Origin of the sequence: Tsukamurella sp. 1534, from assembly GCF_000312385.1 — a bacterium.
In the GTDB taxonomy this organism is placed as follows: Bacteria; Actinomycetota; Actinomycetes; order Mycobacteriales; family Mycobacteriaceae; genus Tsukamurella.
In genome coordinates this window covers 94,850-113,073 of record NZ_HE997626.1, presented here as the reverse complement: position 1 = coordinate 113,073, position 18,224 = coordinate 94,850, and the positions used below count along the sequence as shown (strand labels likewise).

Below are 18,224 nucleotides of genomic sequence, written 5' to 3'. Positions count from 1 at the left end.
GCCGATTCCCGCTCCGCTGCCGATGCCCTCGGTGCCGAAGCAGGCGGCGCAGCCGTATCGACCGACCGCCTCCGCGATGCGGCGCGCACTGCGCCGCGCCCGCGACGGCGCGACCCTCAACGTGGACGAGGCGCAGGTCCTCCTCGCCGCCCGCGGTGAGGACCTCGCGGACCTGTGCACCTCCGCCGCGCGGGTGCGCGACGCGGGCCTGCAGGAGGCCGGGCTCCTCGGGGCCGACGGGACGCCGCAGGTGACGTACTCGAAGAAGGTGTTCATCCCGATCACGCGGCTGTGCCGGGACCGGTGCCACTACTGCACCTTCGTGACGGTCCCGGGCAAGCTGGCCGCCGAGGGACACGGCGCCTACCTCGAACCCGACGAGATCCTCGACATCGCCCGCCGCGGCGCCGAACTCGGTTGCCACGAGGCGTTGTTCACCCTCGGCGACCGCCCCGAGGACCGCTGGGAGGCGGCCCGGGTGTGGCTCGACGAGCGCGGCTACGACTCGACGCTCGACTACGTGCGGGCCATGGCGATCCGCGTGCTCGAGGAGACCGGCCTGCTGCCGCACCTCAACCCGGGCGTGATGAGCTGGGAGGAGCTCTCGCGGCTCAAGCCCGTCGCGCCGTCGATGGGCATGATGCTCGAGACCACCTCGGAGCGGCTGTTCACCGAGAAGGGGCAGCCGCACTACGGCTCGCCGGACAAGGATCCCGAGGTGCGGCTGCGCACCCTCACCGACGCGGGCCGGCTGTCCGTGCCGTTCACCACCGGCCTGCTCATCGGCATCGGTGAGGACGAGCGTGAACGCGCCGAGTCGATCATGGCCATCCGTAAGGTGCACAAGGCCTTCGGCCACGTGCAAGAGGTGATCATCCAGAACTTCCGGGCGAAGCCCGATACGGCGATGCGGTCCGTGGCCGACGCCGACCTGGAGGCCTACCGGGCCGCCATCGCCGTGACCCGCCTGGTGCTCGGCCCCGCGATGCGGGTGCAGGCGCCGCCGAACCTGGTGTCCGCCGAGGAGTGCCGGCTGCTCCTCGAGGCCGGCGTCGACGACTGGGGCGGCGTCTCGCCGGTCACCCCGGATCACGTGAATCCCGAGCGGCCCTGGCCCGACCTGGACGCGCTCGCGCGGATCACCGCGGACGCGGGATTCGAGCTGCGCCAGCGGCTCACGGCGCAGCCGAAGTACGTGCGCGCGGGGAATCCGTGGATCGACCCGCGCGTGGCGCCGCACGTCGCAGCCCTGGCGGACGCCGAGACGGGCCTGGCGGATCCGGACGCGATGCCGGCCGGGCTGCCGTGGCAGGAGCCCGACGAGGACTGGGCGTCGTCGGGACGCATCGACCTCAACACCGAGATCGACACCGACGGCCGCAACACCGATACCCGCTCCGACCTCGGATCCGCCTTCGGCGACTGGGAATCCGTGCGCGAGCAGGTGCTGTCCCTGTCCGCTCCCGAGCGGGTGGAGTCCGATGTGCTGTCGGCGTTGCGCGCGGCGGAGAAGAACCCCGGCGGTCTCTCCGACGATCAGTACCGCGCACTGGCCTACGCGGAGGACGGCGGCCTGGAGGCGATGGTCGCGCTCGCGGATCAGCTCCGCAAGGACGCGGTGGGCGAGACGGTCACGTACGTCGTGAACCGGAACATCAACTTCACCAACATCTGTTACACGGGCTGCCGGTTCTGCGCCTTCGCGCAGCGCAAGGGCGACGCCGACGCGTTCACGCTCTCGATGAAGGAGGTCGCCGATCGCGCCGAGGAGGCGTGGCAGGTGGGCGCCACCGAGGTCTGCATGCAGGGCGGCATCGACCCGGACCTGCCGTCCACCGGCTACGCCGACCTGGTCCGCGCGGTCAAGCAGCGCGTCCCCGGTATGCACGTGCACGCGTTCAGCCCGATGGAGATCGTCAACGGCGCGGCCCGCTCCGGTGAATCCGTGCGGGACTGGCTGATCGGGCTCCGCGAGGCGGGCCTCGACACCATCCCCGGCACCGCGGCGGAGATCCTCGACGACGAGGTCCGCTGGGTTCTCACCAAGGGCAAGCTGCCCACGTCGGCGTGGATCGACGTGGTGACCACCGCGCACGAGGTGGGCGTCCGTTCCAGCTCGACGATGATGTACGGCCACGTCGACAACCCGGCGCACTGGGTCACCCACCTCAACGTGCTGCGCGACATCCAGGACCGCACCGGCGGATTCACCGAGTTCGTGCCGCTGCCGTTCGTGCACCAGAGCGCGCCGCTGTACCTCGCGGGCGCCGCGCGGCCCGGCCCGAGCCGCCGCGACAACCGCGCGGTGCACGCGCTGGCGCGGATCATGCTGCACGGCCGTATCGAGCACGTGCAGACGTCCTGGGTGAAACTGGGCACGGCGGGGACGCAGGCGATGCTCCAGGGCGGTGCCAACGACCTCGGCGGAACACTGATGGAGGAGACGATCTCCCGGATGGCGGGATCGTCGCACGGATCGGAGAAGACGGTGGCGGAGCTGCACGCGATCGCGAACGGCATCGGACGGCCGGCGGCCGAACGCACCACGACGCACGCCCAGCGGGGTGCCGCGTGAACGCGCTGGAGCCGCGCGGCGGCGCCGTCACCGGCGAGGTCACGGACCTGGAGCTGGCGCGGACCGTCGGCGTGTTCGTCACCGTCACCCGGCCCGCCGTGGCCGGAGCGAGGATCGTCTCCACCCTCGTGGGCCTCACACCGATCCCGGTGGTGAACGGCTACCTCCGACGGGACGCCGACGGCCGCTCACGGTGGTGGGTGCTGCCCGTGGGCGCCGTGACCACCGTCGCCGTGGCGTGGCCCAGCGCCCTGGGTTTCATCGCGCGGGTGCTGCCGCTGCAGCCGTACCTCGGCTTCGCGAACCAGACCATCGTGGTGGTCGGCGTCGCGGGGGAGCACGGCGTGGACCGACTGCCCGAGCAGATCGACCTGGTGGCGCGCGTGCTGGCACGCCGGCACATCGACGCGCGTCAGCTGCTGGGGGCGAACCCCGGCTTCGAGGACCTGGTGCCGGTGCGCGAGACCGCGAACCGCGTGCGCGGCGGTGTCCGGTCCGCGATCGGCGCGGTGCGGGACACGATCCACACCGTCAAGTCGGCCCGCACGGCGCTGGACGCCCGGCCCCGGCCCGCTGCCGCGTTCGACACCCTGGGCAAGCTGCCCGTGATCGGCGCGATCTCCACCTACCTGGGCGAGCTCGCGACGCTGCCCGTCGTCGACTCCGGGGCGTCCGACGGCGCCAAGATCCTCGGCCTGGAGGCCGTACTGGCCGGCACCGCGTCGTCCGACGGCGCCCGCGAGGTGGACCCGGAATCCGAGGCGTAGCGCCGGATCGGTGTCGGTGGGCGGAGCTAGACTCGGCGCATGACCGCAGCTCGGAGAGTCGGCTTGATGTCGCTGGACGACTGGCGTGCCTTGGGGGAGGACAGCGTCGGGCGGTCGGAGCTTCAAGAGGGGGTCCTGATCGTGTCTCCGAGCCCGCTACCGCGGCATCAGAAGGCCGGGTTCGGTCTCGGAATGCAGGTGTTTCCGCAGTTGCCCGACGAATTCGAGCTCGTGCCCGATGTGGACGTCGTCATCGAGGAGAAGTTCCCGCCCACGGTTCGTCGTCCTGACCTCGTCGTCCGACAGGTGAGCTCGGCATCACGGATCACCGCCGATCAGGTGCTGCTCGTGGTCGAGATCCTCTCGCCCGGGACGCGCCGCCAGGATCTGGTGACCAAGCGCAGCGAGTACGCGGACGCGGGCATCCCGCACTACTGGATCGTCGATCTCGACAGCGGTCCGAGCGTCGAGGCTCTGCGTCTGGAGGACGGCGCCTACGTCGGCGACGTCGTCACGGGCGTCCTGGAGACGACGGTGCCCTTCGACCTCCGCGTGGATATCGACGCACTCGCTTGAGGACCGACGCCCGGGCCCGGAACGATCAGGAGATGAGGCCCACCACGGTCGCCGAGATGAACGAGACCAGCGTGGCGCCGTACAGCAGCTTCAGGCCGAACTTGGCGATCTGATCGCCCTGCTCCGGTGCGAGGGACTTCGCCGCGCCGGCGATGATGCCGATCGAGCTGAAGTTCGCGAAGGACACCAGGAAGGTCTGCACGATCGCGGTCGCGCGCTCGCTCATCACCACGGCACCGCCGGGGTTCTGCGAGGTGAACGACAGCATCGCCACGAACTCGTTGCTCACCAGCTTGGTGGCCATGATCTGGCCCGCCTGCACGCATTCGCTCCACGGGACGCCCGTGAGCCACGCCAGGGGCGCGAAGACGTGCCCCAGGACGTCTTGGAAGGTGGTGCCGCCGAAGATCGCTGCGAAGACGCCGTTGACGAGCGCGAGCAGCGCCACGAAGCCGATCAGCATCGCGGCCACGGTGAGCGCGACCTTCGCGCCGTCCAGGATGTACTCGCCGAGCATCTCGAAGAAGGACTGCTTCTTCTGCTCCGGGGCGGCGAACACGTCGTCCTCCGGCGCCACCTCGTACGGGTTGAGCAGCGAGACCACGATGAACGCGCCGAACAGGTTGAGCACGATGGCGGCCACCACGTAACGGGGCTGGATCATCACCATGTACGAGCCGACGATCGACATGGACACCGTGGACATGGCCGACGCCGACAGCGTGTACAGGCGGTTCGGCGGGAGCGTGGGCAGGATCTTCTTGATGGCGATGAAGTTCTCGGACTGCCCGATGATGGCCGAGCTCACCGCGTTGAAGGACTCCAGCTTCGGCATGCCCGTGACCTTCGACAGCACGAGGCCGAGGTACTTGATGATCTGGGGGAGCAGCCTGATGAACTGCAGGATGCCGATCAGCGAGGAGATCACGATGATGGGCAGCAGGACGTTCATGAAGAACGGGCCCGTGCCGTCCGGGTCCGTCTTGTAGTCGACGAGGCCGCCGAACACGAACGACGAGCCCTCGTGCGCGTACCCCAGCAGGTTCTTGAAGCCGCGGGACAGCCAGTCGATGACGTTCTTGCCGACGGGCGTCTTGAGCATGATCAGGCCCAGGACGAACTGGATCGCGATCATGCCCACGATGTAGGGGGCCTTCTTCTTGAGCATCCCGAAGTCCCTGGTGGGGAGGAACGCGAGCAGGAGGAAGACGACGAGTCCGAACACACCGACGATTACGTGCACGGGTGAATGAAATCATGAACGCGCCAGGTTAGGCGACACTTCTTTGTTAACCGCCCGTCGCGACCGGAATACTGGTGCCGAAGAGCCGTGGACGCCGAAGGAGATGACTGGTGACGTACACCATCGCCGAGCCCTGTGTGGATGTGCTCGACAAGGCCTGTATCGAGGAGTGCCCGGTCGACTGTATCTACGAGGGCAACCGGATGCTGTACATCCAGCCCGATGAGTGCGTCGACTGCGGTGCGTGCGAGCCCGTCTGCCCCGTCGAGGCCATCTTCTACGAGGACGACGTGCCGGACGAGTGGTCGGAGTACGTGAGCGCCAACATCGATTTCTTCGACGAGATCGGTTCCCCGGGCGGTGCGGCGAAGGTCGGCAAGATCGACTACGACCACCCGTTCGTCAAGGCGCTGCCTCCCATGAACACCGAGGAATGACGGACCCGGTGCGTACCCGCACCCCGCTGGCCTCGCGACTGCCGGACTTCCCGTGGGACACCCTGGTCGCGGCGAAGCGGCGGGCCGCTGAGCATCCGGGCGGCATCGTCGACCTCTCGGTCGGCACCCCGGTCGATCCGGTCGCGGAGCCCATCCGCCGGGCCCTGTACGAGGGCTCGGCGTTCCCCGGCTACCCGGCCACGATCGGCACGCTCGCGCTGCGGGAGGCGGCCGCCGCGGCGCTGTCGCGGAGGTACGGCACCGTCGGCCTGCCGGAGAACGCGATCCTGCCCGTGATCGGGACCAAGGAGGCCATCGCGCAGCTCCCGTCGGGCCTGGGCCTCGGCGCGGGCGACACGGTGGTCATCCCCGAGGTCGCGTACCCGACGTACGAGGTGGGCGCGCTGCTCGCCGGTGCCCGGCCGGTGCGCGCCGACGGCACCGCCCAGCTCGGCCCCGAGCGGCCCGCGCTGCTGTTCATCAACTCCCCGTCCAACCCCACGGGCAAGGTGCTCGGTGTGGACCATCTGCGCAAGGTCGTGCAGTGGGCCCGCGAGCGGGGCGTGATCGTGGCCTCGGACGAGTGCTACCTGGGCCTGGCCTGGGACGCCGAGCCGGTGTCGGTGCTGGACCCGCGGGTCTGCGACGGCGACACCACGGGCCTGCTCGCGATCCACTCGCTGTCGAAGACCTCGAACCTGGCGTCGTACCGAGCGGGGTTCTTCGCGGGGGATCCGGCGCTGGTGGCAGACCTCGCCGCCGTGCGCAAGCACGCCGGCGCGATCGTGCCGTTCCCCGTGCAGGCCGCCATGACCTACGCGCTGTCCGTGGACGAGCACGAGGCCGAGCAGCGCGCCCGGTACGGCGCTCGCCGCGAGGTGCTGCGTGCGGCGGTGGAGGGCGCCGGGTTCACCGTCGATCACTCCGAGGCGGGCCTGTACCTGTGGTCCACGCGCGGCGAGGCCTGCCGGGACACCGTCGACTGGTTCGCCGAGCGCGGCGTCCTCGTCGCGCCCGGCGAGTTCTACGGGCCGCAGGGCGCCCGGCACGTCCGGATCGCGCTCACGGCCACCGACGAGCGCATCGCCGCCGCCGCGGAGCGCCTGGCCTGATGCGCGCGGCCGGGGTCTCCGCCGCGTGGCGGCCGGAGCTCGCCGGGATGCTGCTGGAGGAGGCCCGGGAGGGCCGCCTGGCGTTCACCGAGGTGGTCGCCGAGAACGTGGACCCCGACGACGTTCCCGACGGCCTGTGGGCGCTGGCCGAGCTCGGCGTCGCCGTGGTCCCGCACGGCGTGGCGCTGGGGCTCGCGGGCGCCGATCTGCCCGACCCGGACCGCCTGCGCCGCCTGGGAGCCCTCGCAGAGCTGTTCGGCGCGCCCCTGGTGAGCGAGCACATCGCGTTCGTGCGGGCGGGCGCGGTCGGCACGGACGACGGTGACGGACCGCACGCCGACGTCCTCGAGGCCGGGCACCTGATGCCCTCCCCGCGCACGGCCGAGGCCCTCGACGTGCTGGTGGAGAACGTCCGGGCGGCGCAGGCGGCGCTGCCCGTGCCGCTGGCCCTGGAGAACATCGCGGCCCTCTTCGCGTGGCCCGAGGACGATTACGACGAGCCCGCCTACCTGGCGGAGCTCGTCTCCCGGACCGGCGTCCGCCTGGTCCTCGACATCGCGAACGTGTTCGCGTCGTGCACCGCGCAGGGGCTGGACCCGGCCGCCGAGCTGCGTCGGTATCCGCTCGAGGCGGTGGCGTACGTGCACGTCGCGGGCGGCAGGTTCGACGGTGCGCTGTACCTGGACACCCACGCCGACCCGATATGCCCGGAAGTTCTGGATCTCCTGGCGGTCTGGCGGGATTCACAGCGTTCTCTTGGGAGCGTCCGCGCAGGTGGCGGGGCGTTGCCCGGAGTGTTGCTGGAACGAGACGAGTCCGTGATCGAATCCGCCGTCCGGCACGAGATGCTGTGCCTGCGGGAGGTTCTCGCGATCGAGACGAGGAGGTGCTGACGATGGAAGCTCTTGTGATCCTGGTGCCGGCGCTCGTCCTTGGCCTGTTCGTGGTGGTCATGGTGCGTGCCCGGTCGTCGCAGCGATCGCCGCAGGCCCGGCGGCGGGCCGCCCGGCGCGGCGCGGGTACCGGCGGCGGGACCGGGTCGGCCTGGTTCTTCGGCGGCGGGGGAGACAGCGGCGGGGGAGGCGATTCCGGCCACTCCTGTGGCGGCGGCAGCTCCTGCGGGGGCGGCGGCTGCGGCGGCGGTGGTGGTTGCGGAGGTGGCGGCGGGGGCGGATCCTGACCGCCACGGCGCGCGACCGGCTCCGGGACCGCCAGGGCGAGGTCCTCGCGGACCTGCTCGCGGGACGGATCCCGGACGGGTTCGACGCGGATGCGGCGGCACTCACGTCGCGCGTCCTGTTCCTCAAGCGGTCCGGCGCCGCCGCGCGGGCCTTCCCTCCGCTCCGCGGCGTCCCGGAGTGGCCTGCTCCCTTCTTCGGTTACGCCGCGGAGCACGCAAAGGAGGACTGCTCGGCGCGCGACGCCCGGGACTTCCTCGCGTGGCTGCATGCGCACGGCGACGCCGGTCAGCGCGCCTGGGTCCGGCTGGAGGCGGTGCGGTCGGGTGCCCGACGGTGCGCCTGGGTCTCGGGCCGTCCGGTCGTGCGGGTCGCCGGGCGGGTACTGGGGGAGCCCCGGTTCGGCTGAGCCGCTCGAAGGCCGCGCCGACGACCGATTCGACCGGTTGTTCAGATATATTTTTTCCGATGCCGCTCTGTGTGGCGGGCGGCGTGCGGCGCGTGCTCGCAGTGCGCGCGCGTTGATCTGTTGACGTGAATCCGAGATCCGCTGAACGTGCAGCGCACGCAGTGACCGAGTGTCCGTGGGTTGTGTGGGATGTGTCACGGAAGAGAGAGAACGCTCTCTCACATCACCGCAGGTGCCGCGCGTTTCGTGCTCCTCGCTCGGTGTGGTTACCCGTAAGGAAACAACACCGATAGTGCGTTATAGCGATGTACGCTATTGCAAACGTGATGGTACTTCAGTCGGGTAAAGGTGGTGAGCGGTGTACAAGTCCATGAAGCGACCGCTGCTCGTCCTGGCGCTGGTGGCAGCGATCCTGCTCGCCGGCCTGGGGTTGTGGATGATCGAATCGCGGCTCGCCGCGCGGCATGGGGGCTGCCTCGTTCCGTCGCCGCGCCTGCTGGCGTCGGTCCAGGCCGGCGAGGCGACGGAGAACGGAGCCCACGACCCGTTCGACGGCCTCGGCCTCGAGCTCGGGTGCGGTTAGTCGGATCTCGTCAGTTCTTGTGCAGGGCGGCGTTGAGCTCGACGCCCTCGCTCCGCCACGGCACCACCTCGACCGCGCCCGTGACCGAGTTCCGCCGGAACAGCAGATTGCTCTGGCCGGCCAGGTCGCGGGCCTTCACCTGCGTCCCGTCGGGACCGGTCACCTTGGTGCCCGCGGTCAGGTAGAGGCCGGCCTCGAGGACGCAGTCGTCGCCGAGCGGGATGCCGAGGCCCGAGTTCGCGCCCAGCAGGCAGCGCTCGCCCAGGGAGATGATCTCCTTGCCGCCGCCGGACAGCGTGCCCATGGTCGACGCTCCGCCGCCCACGTCCGAGTGGTCGCCGATCACGACGCCCGCGGAGATGCGGCCCTCGACCATCGCGGTGCCCAGCGTGCCGGCGTTGAAGTTCACGAAGCCCTCGTGCATCACCGTGGTGCCCTCGGCGAGGTGGGCGCCGAGGCGCACCCGGTCCGCGTCGCCGATCCGGACGCCGGTGGGCAGCACGTAGTCCACCATCCGCGGGAACTTGTCCAGGGAGTACACGGTCACGTGCCCGCGCCGACGCAGGGCGGCACGCACCAGCTCGAAGCCCTCGGGGGAGCAGGGGCCGAAGTTCGTCCACACGACGTTGGCGAGCAGGCCGAACTGGCCCTCCAGGCTCAGCCCGTGGGGCTGCACGAGGCGGTGGCTCAGCAGGTGCAGCCGCAGGTACACGTCGTGCGCGTCCACAGGCGCGGCGGCGAGGTCGGCGATCGTCGTCTGCACGACGACGACCCGCACCTTCCGGTCGGCGTCGGGACCGGCGGCCGCGGCGAGCTCCGACGGTGCGCCCTCGGGCTCCTGCACGGTGCCGGTGGTGCCGGTGCCGTCGGTCAGCTCCGGCGCGGGGAACCAGGTGTCGAGCACCGTCCCGTCGTCGGTGAGGGTTGCCAGTCCGTACGCCTTCGCTCCAGTCACGTCGCTCAGACTACCGGGCGCGCCACGTCCATCGGCGACGGATGTTCGGTGACACCGTGCGATGTATTCACTAAGGTTCATGAGGTGTGCACGACGACGATGAGTGGTCGGTGACCGGTGCGGGGTGCGCCGAACGGCGGCACCCGGTTCGCGGCCGTGTGGTGATCGTCGCCCTCGTGGCGGGCCTTCTGGTTCTGGGGGGGATGACCGGCGTCGACACCGCGCGCGGGCATCGCGTCGACGATCCGCGCGAGAACAACTGTGCCGAGTGCTCCTTCGTCGGTGGACGTCTGTCGCCGGGCGAGGTCGGGCCACCCCGCCGCGTGCTCGATCTCGGGTCGTCGACGCGATGGCGGATCGACGAGGTGTCGTGGGCGGGCAGCAGTGATTCGGGGCCGCGCGGCGAGAAGGTCCGGGCTGGAACGTGTCCTGTGGCGTCGCTGACGTTCCCCATCCCCGCGGGGGAGATGACCGTCACCGAGATGTGCCCCGCAGCCGACTATGCAGGCGGGGAGACCGCCGTGTTCTGGCGGTGGGGCACGATGCGCTGGCACGGAGTCGTGATGACGCAGAGCCGTCGTGGCGCCGCTGTCATGGAGCAGCCGGTCACCGGCACCTACTACTACCGGATGGGTGTCTACACGGAGTCGGTTCATTAGCGTGCGAGGGCGATAGCCTGTCCGGGTGACTCTGGATCTCGCAGCCGACCCGATCGACCTGACCGCAGCGCTGGTCGACATCCCCAGCGTGAGCCGCGACGAGCAGCGGATCGCCGACGAGGTGGAGGCCGCGCTCCGGGCGCTGGACCGCTTCGAGGTGCTCCGGGTGGGGAACAACGTGCTCGCCCGCACGAACCGCGGCCTGCCGCAGCGCGTGATCCTCGCCGGCCACCTCGACACCGTGCCGATCGCCGACAACGTCCCGAGCCGGCGGGAGGGCGGAATTCTGCACGGCTGCGGCACCGTCGACATGAAGAGCGGTGACGCGGTCTTCCTCCACCTCGCCGCCACGATGGCCGAGCCCGCCTACGACGTGACGCTGATCTTCTACGAATGCGAGGAGATCGCCTCGAAGTTCAACGGGCTCGGGCGCATCGAGCGCGAACTCGAGGACTGGCTCGCGGCGGACGTGGCGATCCTCGGCGAACCGTCCGGTGGGCTCATCGAGGCCGGCTGTCAGGGCACGATCCGGTTGCGCATCAGCGCCTCCGGCACGCGCGCGCACAGCGCCCGGTCCTGGCTGGGGGACAACGCGATCCACAAACTCGGTCCGGTGCTCACCGCGCTCCAGTCCTACCGGGCGCGCACGGTGGACATCGACGGCTGCGAGTACCGCGAGGGCCTGTCTGCGGTGAAGGTCGAGGGCGGGGTCGCCGGGAACGTGGTGCCCGACGAGGCCTTCGTCGACGTCAATTTCCGCTTCGCCCCGGACCGTTCGGTCGACGAGGCCGTGGCCCACGTCCGCGAGGTGCTGGCCGGCCCGATCGCCGACGCGGCACTCGCGGTCGAGATCACCGACGCCGCACCCGGTGCCCTCCCGGGACTGAGCGCGCCCGCTGCCGCGAAGCTCGTCGAGGCGGCGGGCGGGCGGTTCCGCGCGAAGTACGGCTGGACCGATGTGTCGCGGTTCGCCGCCCGCGGCGTTCCCGCCGTGAACTTCGGCCCCGGCGACCCGAACTACGCGCACAAGCGGGACGAGCAGGTGGAGACCGCGCAGATCACCGAGGTGGCCGCCGTCCTGCGCGCCTTCCTCGCTGGGTAGGTTGGGCGGCATGGCAGCGGACTTCAAGCCCGACGACCCGCACTATCTCCGCTATCGCGGCCCCGTCCGCGTGCAGGGCGTCGCGGCGGCGGAATCGTCGACCACGGACCAGCGGCTGCTGGCCAACGCGGACGACGCCGATTGGTTGCACCGCGACCCCTGGCGGGTCATGCGGATCCAGGCCGAGTTCGTGGAGGGGTTCGGCGCTCTCGCCGAGCTGCCCGACGCCGTCACGGTGTTCGGTTCCGCGCGGATCAAGCCCGATTCGGCCGAGTACGCGATCGGGCGCGAGCTCGGTGCGGCCCTCGTCCGCGCCGGGTACGCCGTGATCACCGGCGGCGGCCCGGGGGCCATGGAGGCCGCGAACCGCGGCGCCAAGGACGCCGACGGGCTGTCCGTGGGCCTCGGCATCGAGCTGCCCTTCGAGCAGGGGCTCAACGACTGGGTCGACCTCGGCATCAACTTCCGCTACTTCTTCGTGCGCAAGACGATGTTCGTCAAGTACGCGCAGGCCTTCGTCTGTCTCCCTGGTGGTTTCGGCACGCTGGACGAGCTCTTCGAGGCGCTCACGCTGGTCCAGACCCGCAAGGTGACCCGATTCCCGATCGTGCTGCTGGGCTCGGAGTACTGGGGCGGGCTCGTGGACTGGATCCGCGGCACCCTCACCGAACAGGGCATGGTCTCGCCCGGCGATGCGGACCTGCTCACCGTGACGGACTCCGTCGAGGACGCGATCGACATCATCCTGCGCGCCGATGCGGCCCGCGAGGCCGAAGTGACCCCGGAGGATCCCTCGTGACCGCGATCGCGGTGTTCTGCGCCTCGCGCGCCGTCCCCGACGACTACATCCGCCTCGCCGAGGACGTCGGCGCGGCCATCGCCGCCGGCGGCGACTCGCTGGTGTGGGGCGGCGGCCACGTCTCCATGATGGGCGCGGTGGCACGCGCGGCCCGGGAGGGAGGCGCGCACACCCTGGGCGTCATCCCCACCGCCCTCGTCGACCGCGAGGTCGCCGACCACGGCGCCGACGAACTTCTCGTGGTGGACACGATGCGCGAGCGCAAGCAGCTCATGGACGACAACGCCGAGGCGTTCCTCGTGCTGCCGGGCGGCGTGGGCACCCTCGAGGAGTTCTTCGAGGCGTGGACCGCGGGGTACCTGTCGATGCACGACAAGCCCGTGGTGGTCCTCGACCACGACGGGTTCTACGCGCCGCTGCTGGACTGGATCGACCGCCTGGCCGAGCGGGGTTTCGTCGGCGCGCCCGCCCTGGCCCGACTGCACCGTGCGACGACCGTCACGGACGCCGTCGACGCGTGCCGGGGCGGAACCCCTGCACGGTAGGCTCGCGCTGTGAGTTCCGCGCAGAAGAACAGCACCGTCGGCATCGCCGATCTCGCCAAGGGCGTCGGCAAACTGGTCCCCGATCTCCCGCTTCTCGTCAAGGAGGGACCGTCGATCCTGCTGCGGACGCAGAACAGCAGGGAGACCATCGGCACCGTCTTCCAGAAGCGGGCCGCGAAGAACCCGTCCCGCGACTTCCTGCGCTTCCAGGGCGAGGGCATCAGCTACGGCGAGGCCAACGCCACCGTCAACACCTACGCCCGGGTGCTGCAGCGCCGCGGCGTCAAGGTGGGGGACGTGGTGGGCGTGGTCATGCACAACCACCCCCGGATGGTCCTGGTGATGCTGGCCATCGTGAAGGTCGGCGCCACCGCGGGCCTGGTCAACTACAACCAGCGCGGCGCGGTGCTCGCGCACAGCCTGAAGATCCTCGACACCGGCACGATCGTCACCGACGAGGAGGACCTCGAGGCGTTCGATTCGCTCGACGACGCAGACAAGCCGGCCGACGGGGTGCTGCTCACCGTCGAGGAGCTCGCGCGGCAGGCGCGCGAGGTGCGCGCGCAGGACTCGGCGGCCACCGAGAACCCGCCCGTGACAGCGACCCTGCCGGCGAGCACGCGCGCCTTCTACGTGTTCACCTCGGGCACCACCGGCATGCCGAAGGCGTCGATCATGACGCACTACCGATGGCTCAAGGGCATGTCGGGCTTCGGCGCCACCGCCGTCCGGATGCGGCCCGACGACGTCATGTACTGCCCGCTTCCGCTGTACCACAACAACGCCGCGCTCGTGGCCCTCGGTTCGGTGCTGGTCTCCGGTGCGACGCTGGCCGTCGGCCGCAAGTTCTCCGCGTCGAGGTTCTGGGACGAGGCGAACGAGAACGCGGCCACGATGTTCATCTACATCGGCGAGATCTGCCGCTACCTGCTCAACCAGCCGGCGAAGCCGAGCGACAAGTCCAACACCATCCGCGTGGCCGCGGGCAACGGCATGCGCCCGGAGATCTGGAGCGAGTTCCAGGAGCGCTTCGGCATCGAGCGGATCATGGAGTTCTACGCCGCCAGCGAGACGAACATCGCCTTCGTCAACGTCTTCAACATCAAGGGCACTGTGGGCCTGTGCCCCCTCCCGCACGCCGTGGTGGAGTACGACATCGACACCGCGGGCCCGGTGCGCGACGGCAACGGCAGGCTCACCCGGGTCAAGAAGGGGCACAACGGCCTCCTGCTCACCAAGATCACCAAGTCGGCGCCGTTCGACGGGTACACGGACGGGAAGGCCAACGACGCCAAGCTGATCCGCGACGGCTTCAAGGACGGCGACGTGTGGTTCAACACGGGCGACGTGGTCACCGCCCAGGGCTTCGACCACATCGCGTTCGTGGACCGGCTCGGCGACACCTTCCGCTGGAAGGGCGAGAACGTGGCCACCACCGAGGTGGAGGGCGCGCTCGACGAGGCCGGCCAGGTGGAGGGCGCCATCGTGTACGGCGTCGCGATCCCCGGCGCGGACGGCAAGGCCGGGATGGCGGCCGTCAAGCTGGCCGAGGGCTGGGGGTTCGACGGTGCGGCGCTCGCCACGGAGCTCCGGGATCGCCTGCCCGGCTACGCGATCCCGCTGTACGTTCGGATCGTCCCGAGCCTGGAGGTCACCTCCACCTTCAAGAGCCTCAAGGGCGACCTCCGCAAGCAGGGCTTCGCGGACACGGGCGAGGATCCGCTGTACGTGTTCGTCGGCGGCGCCGATGGTTTCGTCCCGGCCTACGACGGTTTCGCCGACGACGTCGCCGCGGCCAAGGTCCCGGACCTGCGTGGAATTCCCGGCTCGCCGGGGCGTGGAGTTCCCGGCTCGCCGGGACGCGACTGACATGGTGACGCCCGGGGTGCGAGACACGGTGTGCGGCCGCCCGGTCCCCACGGATCGGGCCCTCGTCATGGCCATCATCAACCGCACGCCGGATTCGTTCTACGACCGCGGTAGTTACTTCGCGGTGGACGCGGCGCTCGAGCGCGTGGACGCCGCCGTCGCCGAAGGTGCAGACGTGGTGGACGTGGGCGGCGTCAAGGCCGGCCCCGGCGAGCACGTGGGTGCCACCGAGGAGATCGCCCGCACGGTGCCGTTCATCGCCCAGGTCCGGGACAGGCATCCGGACCTGCTGATCAGCGTCGACACCTGGCGCTCCGCCGTCGCCGAGGCCGCGGTGGACGCGGGGGCGGATCTCATCAACGACACCTGGGCGGGTGCCGATCCGGACCTGCCGCGCGTGGCCGCGGCCACCGGCGCCGGGCTCGTCTGCTCGCACACCGGGGGAGCCGTCCCGCGCTCGCGGCCCTTCCGCGTGCGCTACCCGGACGTGGTGGCCGATGTGCGCGAGACGCTTCTCGCCGCCGCGGAGGCCGCCTACGCCGCGGGGGTGCGGGAGGACGGCATCGTGATCGACCCCACGCACGACTTCGGGAAGAACACCCACCACGGACTCGCGCTGCTGCGGCACCTCGGAACCCTGGTGGACACCGGGTGGCCGGTCCTGATGGCCCTGTCCAACAAGGACTTCATCGGCGAGACCCTCGACGCCGGGCTCGAGGAGCGGGTCGCCGGAACGCTCGCCGCGACGGCGCTCGCCGCCCACGCGGGCGCCCGCATGTTCCGGGTGCACCAGGTGGCCGACACCCGCAGGGTGGTCGAGATGGTGGCCTCCATCGACGGCCACCGCCCGCCCGCCCGCGTGGTGCGAGGGCTGGCGTGAGCGGGGCTTCCGAGCCCGCGCGGACCAGCGAGCGCGTCTTCGCGGAACCGTCGTGGTCCCTGGACGAGCTCGTCGCGGCCAAGCGGGGGCGCACCGTCTCCGTGGTGCTTCCGGCGCTCAACGAGGAGGCGACGGTCGGTGACGTGGTCGCCACGATCGAGCCCCTCGTGGGGACGCTCGTCGACGAGTTGATCGTGCTGGACTCCGGTTCCACGGACGCCACCGCCGAGCGGGCGCGCGCCGCGGGCGCCGCCGTGATCAGCCGCGAGGAGGCGATCCCGGGCGTGCCACCGGCCCCCGGGAAGGGCGAGGCGCTGTGGCGCGGGGTCGCGGCGTCGACGGGGGACCTCATCGCCTTCGTGGACTCCGATCTCATCGAGCCGGACCCGCGGTACGTGCCGCGGCTCCTGGGCCCCATGCTGTTCCACTCCGATGTGCACCTGGTCAAGGCCTACTACCGGCGGCCGCTGCGCGTGTTCAAGGCGGGCGAGGACCCGACGGGGGGAGGCCGCGTCACCGAGCTCGTCGCGCGCCCCCTGCTCGCGGCACTGCGCCCGTCGCTGCGGACGATCGTGCAGCCGCTGGGCGGCGAGTACGCCGGGACCCGGGAGTTCCTCGAGTCCGTGCCGTTCGCACCCGGTTACGGCGTGGAGATCGGCCTACTGCTCGACGCGGAATCGCGGTACGGCCTCGGCGGGATCGCGCAGGTCAACCTCTCGGTGCGCAAGCATCGCAACCGCGACCTCCGGGACCTGGGCGTGATGAGCCGGCAGATCATGGGAACGGCGCTGCGCCGGTGCGGGATCGAGGACTCGGGCGTGGGCATCACCCAGTACCTGGTGGAGCCGGGGCCGGACGACCGGTTCACCGCCGTCTCCACCGACGTGGAACTGGAGGACCGGCCACCGGTCGCCTCGTTCCGCGCGCCCTAACGGCAAGTACTTGACGGAGTGGAAAGTAGTTTCTAAGGTGGTGGGACCCGACCGAGGAGGCCCGCCGTGAACGAGTACGCGCATCCGACGCCCGATGAGGCGCGCAGGACACTCGCGGAGGCCGAGGGCCTCACCGTCGCAACCGTGTCGGACCGCGAGCGTCTCGAGCGCGGCCTGATCGGCATCGCCGTCGCGGTGGGCCTGCTGATCCCCGCGCTCCGGCTGACCGTCGGGAACCCGGAGGCGCCCACCTGGTTCCGTGCCGGCGGGATGGTCGTCGCGATGGCGCTGTACCTGGTGGCCATCATGGTCGCCGTGATCACCATGCGCCGCGCCTCCGCATCGCCGCGCGGCTTCACGCTGCGGTACAACCTGGGGCTCGCGGCGACCATGCTGATCTACGCGGCCTACGTGGCGCTCCAATCCGTGCGCGGCGACGCCGCCATCGGCTGGACGTGGACGATCCTCGCCGCCGTCGCGGCGGTGACGCCCGCCCTGCTGGCGGCGCGGTCGATCTCGAAGCTCGACGCGCGATGACGGGAACGCCCGGGGCGCAGGGCGGAACCCACGCCCGGCACAGGCTCGACGAGGTGATCCACGCCCCCGTCCGGTTCTCCATCGTGGCGGCCCTGGCGAAGGTGGAGAACGCCGAGTTCGCGGCCGTCCGCGACACCGTGGAAGTCTCCGATTCGGTGCTCTCGAAACAGGCGGCGCAGTTGGAGGCCGCGGGTTACGTCAAGGTCAAGAAGGGGTACGTGGGGAAGCGCCCGCGCACCTGGCTCTCGCTCACCGCCCGGGGGCGCAGGGCCTTCGAGGAACACCTCGCGGCCCTGCGCGCGATCGCCGGGGGCGCCTGACCGCGGGAGCTCAGGCGGCGCGTAGGAACGCGTCCAACGCCGCGGCCCCCGCCACCAGCGCCCGGCCGCGCGCGGTGAGGGCACCCTGCCACGCGTCGAGAGTCTCCCGCAGCGGCTCCACGCCGCCCGCCTCCCGCACTCGCCGGGTGAGCGTCGCGATGTGTCCGAGCCCGAATCCGCCGCGCCGCAGCTGCTGCGCCATCCGCGCATCGCGCAGGTCGGACTGCGAGAACACGCGGTACCCCGTCGCGCGGTCGCGCCGCGGCGCCACGATCCCCTCGCGCTCCCACGCCCGCAGCGTCGCGGGCACCACCCCGATCAGCCGGGCGACGTCGCCGACGAAGAGCTCGGGTCCGGCGCCGGCACCGTCGGGCGCCGCGAGCCCGGCGAGCGCCGAACGGACCCGGCGCAGCGTCGCCCGGTCGCCCGCCAGCTCCTCGTGCGCCTCGTCCAGGAGCGCGAACGCCCCGTCGGCGTCGCCGCGGTGCAGGGTGCGGAGGACGGCGCCCGCGCGTGCGTGACCGCACCCGGGCACCAGCGCGAGGAAGGCGGCCAGTGCCCGCGCGTGCTGCGGCCCGTACGCGCGATAGCCCGACGGGGTGCGCGCCGCCGCGGGCAGGATGCCCTGGTCCTCGTAGTTCCGGATCGCCTGCGTCGAGAGGCCGTGCGGCCGCGCCAGGTCGACGGGCCGCAGAACGGTTCGAGGGTTTTCAGCCATGGATCCAGGTGTTTCCGATCAAAGTTTC

21 protein-coding genes are annotated in these 18,224 nt (G+C 71.1%); 18 read left to right on the top strand and 3 right to left on the bottom strand.

The annotated features are described in order from the left end of the window. Positions 1–22: 22 nt before the first annotated feature. The 3 genes from BN39_RS00535 to BN39_RS00525 are packed head-to-tail and all read left to right on the top strand — an operon-like array spanning position 23 to position 3,918. Positions 23–2,575 (top strand): bifunctional FO biosynthesis protein CofGH, encoded by a 2,553-nt coding sequence (locus BN39_RS00535; RefSeq protein ID WP_237741650.1) that lies wholly within the window; start codon positions 23–25, stop codon positions 2,573–2,575. Beyond that, entirely contained in the window at positions 2,572–3,342 is a 771-nt protein-coding gene (locus BN39_RS21950) for a hypothetical protein (RefSeq protein WP_019200386.1), read from the top strand. Before BN39_RS00535 ends, BN39_RS21950 begins: the two co-directional genes overlap by 4 nt. Positions 3,343–3,381: 39 nt before the next feature. Continuing rightward, positions 3,382–3,918: a Uma2 family endonuclease gene (locus BN39_RS00525; protein WP_040765700.1), complete on the top strand. Its 537-nt coding sequence runs from the start codon at positions 3,382–3,384 to the stop codon at positions 3,916–3,918. Positions 3,919–3,943: 25 nt separating this feature from the next. On the opposite strand, the gene BN39_RS00520 is transcribed toward BN39_RS00525, so the two are convergent. Further along, on the bottom strand, positions 3,944–5,161 hold the full coding sequence (locus tag BN39_RS00520; protein WP_019200384.1) for a NupC/NupG family nucleoside CNT transporter: 1,218 nt from the start codon (positions 5,159–5,161) through the stop codon (positions 3,944–3,946). Between the two features lie 110 nt (positions 5,162–5,271). Between BN39_RS00520 and fdxA the strand changes: the two genes are divergently transcribed. From fdxA to BN39_RS00495, 6 genes are all read left to right on the top strand, one after another. Further along, entirely contained in the window at positions 5,272–5,598 is a 327-nt protein-coding gene (gene fdxA / locus BN39_RS00515; RefSeq protein ID WP_019200383.1) for a ferredoxin, read from the top strand. Then, positions 5,595–6,710: a succinyldiaminopimelate transaminase gene (gene dapC / locus BN39_RS00510; RefSeq protein WP_019200382.1), complete on the top strand. Its 1,116-nt coding sequence runs from the start codon at positions 5,595–5,597 to the stop codon at positions 6,708–6,710. The genes fdxA and dapC overlap by 4 nt, the downstream gene beginning before the upstream one ends. After that, positions 6,710–7,603 (top strand): DUF692 family multinuclear iron-containing protein, encoded by an 894-nt coding sequence (locus BN39_RS00505; RefSeq protein ID WP_019200381.1) that lies wholly within the window; start codon positions 6,710–6,712, stop codon positions 7,601–7,603. The genes dapC and BN39_RS00505 overlap by 1 nt, the downstream gene beginning before the upstream one ends. 2 nt (positions 7,604–7,605) lie before the next feature. Then, positions 7,606–7,890, top strand: a complete 285-nt coding sequence (locus BN39_RS22570; RefSeq protein ID WP_081586019.1) for a hypothetical protein — start codon at positions 7,606–7,608, stop codon at positions 7,888–7,890. Beyond that, positions 7,860–8,297, top strand: a complete 438-nt coding sequence (locus BN39_RS00500; protein WP_019200380.1) for a hypothetical protein — start codon at positions 7,860–7,862, stop codon at positions 8,295–8,297. Before BN39_RS22570 ends, BN39_RS00500 begins: the two co-directional genes overlap by 31 nt. A 358-nt stretch (positions 8,298–8,655) precedes the next feature. Then, entirely contained in the window at positions 8,656–8,880 is a 225-nt protein-coding gene (locus BN39_RS00495; protein ID WP_019200379.1) for a hypothetical protein, read from the top strand. A gap of 10 nt (positions 8,881–8,890) precedes the next feature. On the opposite strand, the gene dapD is transcribed toward BN39_RS00495, so the two are convergent. Next, the gene (dapD, locus tag BN39_RS00490) at positions 8,891–9,835 is read right to left on the bottom strand and encodes a 2,3,4,5-tetrahydropyridine-2,6-dicarboxylate N-succinyltransferase (RefSeq protein ID WP_019200378.1); all 945 of its coding nucleotides are present in this window, start codon (positions 9,833–9,835) and stop codon (positions 8,891–8,893) included. An 86-nt stretch (positions 9,836–9,921) separates the two neighbouring features. Between dapD and BN39_RS00485 the strand changes: the two genes are divergently transcribed. From BN39_RS00485 to BN39_RS00445, 9 genes are all read left to right on the top strand, one after another. Beyond that, positions 9,922–10,494, top strand: coding sequence for a hypothetical protein (locus tag BN39_RS00485; RefSeq protein WP_019200377.1), 573 nt, complete (start codon positions 9,922–9,924; stop codon positions 10,492–10,494). Between the two features lie 25 nt (positions 10,495–10,519). Further along, positions 10,520–11,596 (top strand): succinyl-diaminopimelate desuccinylase, encoded by a 1,077-nt coding sequence (gene dapE, locus BN39_RS00480; protein ID WP_019200376.1) that lies wholly within the window; start codon positions 10,520–10,522, stop codon positions 11,594–11,596. A 10-nt stretch (positions 11,597–11,606) separates the two neighbouring features. After that, on the top strand, positions 11,607–12,395 hold the full coding sequence (locus BN39_RS00475; protein WP_019200375.1) for a TIGR00730 family Rossman fold protein: 789 nt from the start codon (positions 11,607–11,609) through the stop codon (positions 12,393–12,395). Further along, positions 12,392–12,940 (top strand): TIGR00730 family Rossman fold protein, encoded by a 549-nt coding sequence (locus BN39_RS00470; protein WP_019200374.1) that lies wholly within the window; start codon positions 12,392–12,394, stop codon positions 12,938–12,940. The genes BN39_RS00475 and BN39_RS00470 overlap by 4 nt, the downstream gene beginning before the upstream one ends. 9 nt (positions 12,941–12,949) lie before the next feature. After that, positions 12,950–14,809: a long-chain-acyl-CoA synthetase gene (locus tag BN39_RS00465; RefSeq protein WP_019200373.1), complete on the top strand. Its 1,860-nt coding sequence runs from the start codon at positions 12,950–12,952 to the stop codon at positions 14,807–14,809. A gap of 1 nt (position 14,810) precedes the next feature. Then, entirely contained in the window at positions 14,811–15,689 is an 879-nt protein-coding gene (gene folP / locus BN39_RS00460) for a dihydropteroate synthase (protein ID WP_040766261.1), read from the top strand. Continuing rightward, positions 15,686–16,621 (top strand): glucosyl-3-phosphoglycerate synthase, encoded by a 936-nt coding sequence (locus tag BN39_RS00455; protein WP_019200371.1) that lies wholly within the window; start codon positions 15,686–15,688, stop codon positions 16,619–16,621. The genes folP and BN39_RS00455 overlap by 4 nt, the downstream gene beginning before the upstream one ends. A gap of 66 nt (positions 16,622–16,687) precedes the next feature. After that, entirely contained in the window at positions 16,688–17,158 is a 471-nt protein-coding gene (locus BN39_RS00450) for a hypothetical protein (protein WP_019200370.1), read from the top strand. Next, entirely contained in the window at positions 17,155–17,478 is a 324-nt protein-coding gene (locus BN39_RS00445) for a transcriptional regulator (RefSeq protein WP_019200369.1), read from the top strand. The genes BN39_RS00450 and BN39_RS00445 overlap by 4 nt, the downstream gene beginning before the upstream one ends. Positions 17,479–17,488: 10 nt before the next feature. Here BN39_RS00445 and BN39_RS00440 read toward each other — a convergent pair whose 3' ends face one another. Next, positions 17,489–18,196, bottom strand: a complete 708-nt coding sequence (locus BN39_RS00440; protein ID WP_019200368.1) for a MerR family transcriptional regulator — start codon at positions 18,194–18,196, stop codon at positions 17,489–17,491. Positions 18,197–18,224: the final 28 nt, after the last annotated feature.

Bases quoted from the DNA above. Each gene is read 5' to 3' on its own strand.
- folP (WP_040766261.1), top strand. From the start codon at position 14,811: ATGGTGACGCCCGGGGTGCGAGACACGGTGTGCGGCCGCCCGGTCCCC.
- BN39_RS22570 (WP_081586019.1), top strand. From the start codon at position 7,606: ATGGAAGCTCTTGTGATCCTGGTGCCGGCGCTCGTCCTTGGCCTGTTC.
- BN39_RS00525 (WP_040765700.1), top strand. From the start codon at position 3,382: ATGACCGCAGCTCGGAGAGTCGGCTTGATGTCGCTGGACGACTGGCGT.
- BN39_RS00505 (WP_019200381.1), top strand. From the start codon at position 6,710: ATGCGCGCGGCCGGGGTCTCCGCCGCGTGGCGGCCGGAGCTCGCCGGG.
- BN39_RS00535 (WP_237741650.1), top strand. From the start codon at position 23: ATGCCCTCGGTGCCGAAGCAGGCGGCGCAGCCGTATCGACCGACCGCC.
- dapC (WP_019200382.1), top strand. From the start codon at position 5,595: ATGACGGACCCGGTGCGTACCCGCACCCCGCTGGCCTCGCGACTGCCG.
- BN39_RS00440 (WP_019200368.1), bottom strand. From the start codon at position 18,196: ATGGCTGAAAACCCTCGAACCGTTCTGCGGCCCGTCGACCTGGCGCGG.
- BN39_RS00475 (WP_019200375.1), top strand. From the start codon at position 11,607: ATGGCAGCGGACTTCAAGCCCGACGACCCGCACTATCTCCGCTATCGC.
- BN39_RS00445 (WP_019200369.1), top strand. From the start codon at position 17,155: ATGACGGGAACGCCCGGGGCGCAGGGCGGAACCCACGCCCGGCACAGG.